The organism is Nocardioides sp. (assembly GCF_031422975.1).
GTDB lineage: Bacteria > Actinomycetota > Actinomycetes > Propionibacteriales > Nocardioidaceae > Nocardioides.
On the sequence record NZ_JANPEO010000161.1, the window covers coordinates 1 to 3,796 of the forward strand.

Here is a 3,796-nt window from a genome sequence, read left to right on the forward strand (position 1 = left end):
GTCGCTCGGAGACCGAGGCGGCCGACATCCTCGACGAGGCCGTCCAGCTCCTGCGGTCGCGCCGCAAGTCCGGCGACATCATCTTCTGATCGCCGGTCACCCGGTGCGCCCGTGGTGCGCCGACCGGTCACGGAGCACTGCGGTGCCCGGTCAGGTGAGCTCGGAGGCCGCGGCCGCATCGATGAGCCAGGCGGTCTCCTCGGTGCCCACCACCCCGCGGGCGGGGATCTCGCGTCGATAGCCGCCGGCCAGGGCGGCGGCGACCGCGGTCGCCTTCTCGGCGCCGCTGACCAGGAACCAGACCGCCCGGGCGCGGCCCATGGCCTCGAACGTGAGACTCACGCGCAGCGGCGGGGGCTTGGGCGAGTCGTGGACGGCCACCGTGATCTCGTCGGTGACGTCGAGTGCCGGGTGCCCCGGGAAGAGGGAGGCGATGTGGCCGTCCGGGCCGACGCCGAGCATCAGCACCTCGAACGAGCCGGCGCCGTGCGCGCGGATCGTCGCGGCGTACGCCGCAGCGGACTCCTCGACGGTCGCGACCTCGTCGCTCGCCGGCACCTCGTGGACGTTGCCCGGATCCAGCGGGGGATCGGCCCGGAGCAGCTGGTCGAGAAGAGCCGCCCGGGCCTGGCGGGCGTTGCGATCCTCGGAGGCGGACGGCACGAACCGCTCGTCTCCCCACCACATCACCACCCTCGACCAGTCGACCGAGGAGTCCTCAGCCCGACGGGCGACCTCGCGATGGATCGCGTCCGCGATGGTGCCGCCGGTGAGCCCGATCTGCGGCACCTCGCCCCGGCGCTGCGCCTCCTCCAGCCGCTCCAGCAGTCGCGAGGCCACGTCGCCGGCCAGCGTGGAGGCGTCCTCGTGGACGACGACCAGAGCAGCGGCGGTCACGACGACTCCGGATGGAGCGTGACCAGCCGGTGCGCCGTGCGCGCGTAGACGTCGTCCTCGTCGAGTCGTCGCAGCTCCTCCGACAACAACGCCGGGAGCTCGCGTCGCTTCAGCGCGACCGGGCGGTCGGGCCGGTTGGGTGAGGTGAACGTGGCGAGCCGGCCGTCGGCCCGCGAGATCATGATCGGGCCCTGCTTGGTGTCCATCGTCACCTCGGTGATGCCGGGTCCGTCGGAGGTGTGCCGGGTGACGCGGACCTTGAGCCGGTCGGTCAGCCAGGCCACGAGCAGGTCGGCGCTGGGGCTGATGCGCTCGGCGGTGACGGAGGCGCCGATCACCTTGAGCGGGTGCTGGTCCAGGGCGGCCGCGAGCAGCGCACGCCACGGCGTGAGCCGGGTCCAGCTCAGGTCGGTGTTGCCCGGGGCGTAGGCCCGGCACTGCGCCAGCATCGCGGTCGACTTGCCCCGCGTGACACCGGCCGAGTCGGTGATCCGCCGCTTGGCCAGTCTTCCCAGCGGGTCCGTCGCCGGATCTGCCGGGGGCGCGGTCGGCCACCAGATAGCGACGGGGGAGTCGGGGAGCAGGAGCGGCAGCACGACCGACTCGGCGTGCTTGACGACCTCCCCCTTGAGCCGGATCAGTGCCGTCTCGCCGCCCCAGCCATCGCCGCTGCCCACCTGGGCGTTGACCTGCGGGGTGCCCCGGGCGTCGCCGAGGATCACGGCGAGCACCCGAGACGGGTGTTCGCGCGAGGCCCGCTGTGCGGCCTTCATCGACTCGACGGCGTCCTCGTCGGGGGTGACGATGATCAGCGTCATCACCATGCCCATCGCCGGGCTGCCGGAGCGCGTGCGCGAACGGACGAACTCCGCTGCGATCCTCGATGAGGTGGTGTCGGTGAGTTCGATCATCTCGAGGTCCCCTCGGAGTCGGGAGCGGAGCGAGTGGCCGTGTCGGGTGAGGTCATGGCCTTCTCCAGACGCGACCGTCGCGGGCGAGCATGGCGTCGGCCGACGCCGGTCCCCAGGTGCCGGAGTCGTAGGCGTCGGGCTTGCCCTTGCGGGCCCAGTGCTCGATCACCGGGTCGAGGAGCTTCCAGGACAGCTCCACCTCCTCGTGCTGGGGGAAGAGCGGCGGGTCGCCGAGGAGGACGTCGAGGATGAGGCGCTCGTAGGCCTCCGCGCTGGCCTCGGTGAACGAGCCGCCGTAGGCGAAGTCCATGTTGACGTCGCGGATCTCCATCGCGGTGCCGGGCACCTTGGAGCCGAATCGCATCGTCAGCCCCTCGTCGGGCTGGACCCGGATGACGAGCGCGTTCTGGGTGAGCTCCTCGGTGGCGGTCGAGGTGAAGGGCAGGTGGGGCGCGCGCTTGAAGACGATGGCGACCTCGGTGACCCGCCGGCCGAGACGCTTGCCGGTGCGCAGGTAGAACGGCACGCCGGCCCAGCGGCGGGTCTCGACGTCGACGGTGATCGCCGCGAACGTCTCGGTGGTCGAGGTCTTCTTGATCCCCTCCTCCTCGAGGAAGCCGATGACCTTCTCGCCGCCCTGCCAGCCGTGGGTGTACTGCCCGCGCGCCGTGGTGGTGTCGAGGCGTCGGGGGAGCACGGCCGAGGCGAGCACCTTCTGCTTCTCGACCCTGAGGCTCTCGGCGTCGAAGGCGATCGGCTCCTCCATCGCGACGAGTGCCATCAGCTGGAGCAGGTGGTTCTGGATCACGTCGCGGGCGGCGCCGATGCCGTCGTAGTAGCCGGCGCGGCCGCCGATGCCGATGTCCTCGGCCATGGTGATCTGCACGTGATCGACATAGTTGGCGTTCCAGATCGGCTCGAACATGTTGTTGGCGAAGCGCATCGCCAAGATGTTCTGGACGGTCTCCTTGCCGAGGTAGTGGTCGATCCGGAAGATCTCGTCCGGCTCGAAGACCCCGGCCAGGACGTTGTTGAGCTCGCGCGCCGACTCGAGGTCGTGGCCGAACGGCTTCTCCACCACCACGCGCCGCCAGTGGTCGGCGTCCCCGTCGGCGAGACCGTGCTCCTTGAGCTGTCCCACGACGGTGCCGAAGAACGCGGGCGGGATCGCGAGGTAGAACGCCATGTTGCCGCCGGTGCCGCGCAGCTGGTCCAGCTCCTCGACGGTGCGGCGGAGATGGTCGAAGGCGACGTCGTCGTCGAAGTCGCCGGGCACGAAGCGGAACCCCTCGGAGAGCTGCTTCCAGACCTCCTCGCGAAAGGGGGTGCGGGCGTGCTCCTTGACGGCGTCGTGCACGATCTGGGCGAAGTCCTGGTCGGCCCAGTCCCGGCGGGCGAAGCCGACCAGGCTGAAGCCGGGCGGCAGGAGGCCACGGTTGGCCAGGTCGTAGATCGCCGGCATCACCTTCTTGCGCGACAGGTCGCCGGTGACGCCGAAGAGCACCAGACCGCACGGCCCCGCGATGCGCGGCAGCCGGCGGTCCTGGGGGTCGCGCAGGGGGTTGGTGTCGGTCACTGGCGCCGCTCTCGGTAGTAGGTGATCAGTGCCCTCGTGGAGGCGTCCTGCTGGTCGAGCACGCCGATGTCGCCGCCGACCGCGGGGGTGAGCTGTTGGGCCAGCTGCTTGCCCAGCTCGACGCCCCACTGGTCGAAGCTGTCGATGCCCCACACGACACCCTGGACGAACGTGAGGTGCTCGTAGAGCGCGATCAGCTGCCCGAGCACGCCCGGCGTCAGCGCGGGCGCCATGATCGAGGTCGTCGGCCGGTTGCCCTCGAAGACCCGGGCCGTGACGACCGCCTCGTCCGTGCCCTCGGCACGCACCTCGTCGGCGGTCTTGCCGAACGCCAGCGCCTTGGTCTGGGCGAAGAAGTTGGCGAGCAGCAGCTCGTGGACGTCCACGTCGCCGTCGGTGCGGGGATAGGCCG

Annotated in this window: 3 protein-coding genes and 1 pseudogene; all 4 read right to left on the minus strand. The window is 71.0% G+C overall.

Translation table 11 applies throughout. From position 1 onward, the window contains the following. Positions 1 to 150: 150 nt before the first annotated feature. Positions 151 to 897, minus strand: coding sequence for a 6-phosphogluconolactonase (gene pgl / locus RMO85_RS05035; RefSeq protein ID WP_310526873.1), 747 nt, complete (start codon positions 895 to 897; stop codon positions 151 to 153). Then, entirely contained in the window at positions 894 to 1,808 is a 915-nt protein-coding gene (locus RMO85_RS05040; protein WP_310526875.1) for a glucose-6-phosphate dehydrogenase assembly protein OpcA, read from the minus strand. The genes pgl and RMO85_RS05040 overlap by 4 nt, the downstream gene beginning before the upstream one ends. A 52-nt stretch (positions 1,809 to 1,860) precedes the next feature. Further along, the gene (gene zwf / locus RMO85_RS05045) at positions 1,861 to 3,384 is read right to left on the minus strand and encodes a glucose-6-phosphate dehydrogenase (protein ID WP_310526876.1); all 1,524 of its coding nucleotides are present in this window, start codon (positions 3,382 to 3,384) and stop codon (positions 1,861 to 1,863) included. Further along, positions 3,381 to 3,796: pseudogene (locus tag RMO85_RS05050) on the minus strand (glucose-6-phosphate isomerase); the annotation flags it as partial. The gene zwf and the pseudogene RMO85_RS05050, both read right to left, overlap by 4 nt.

What these genes read in the sequence shown, in the direction of transcription:
- RMO85_RS05040 (WP_310526875.1), bottom strand. Translation starts at nt 1,808, where the DNA reads ATGATCGAACTCACCGACACCACCTCATCGAGGATCGCAGCGGAGTTC.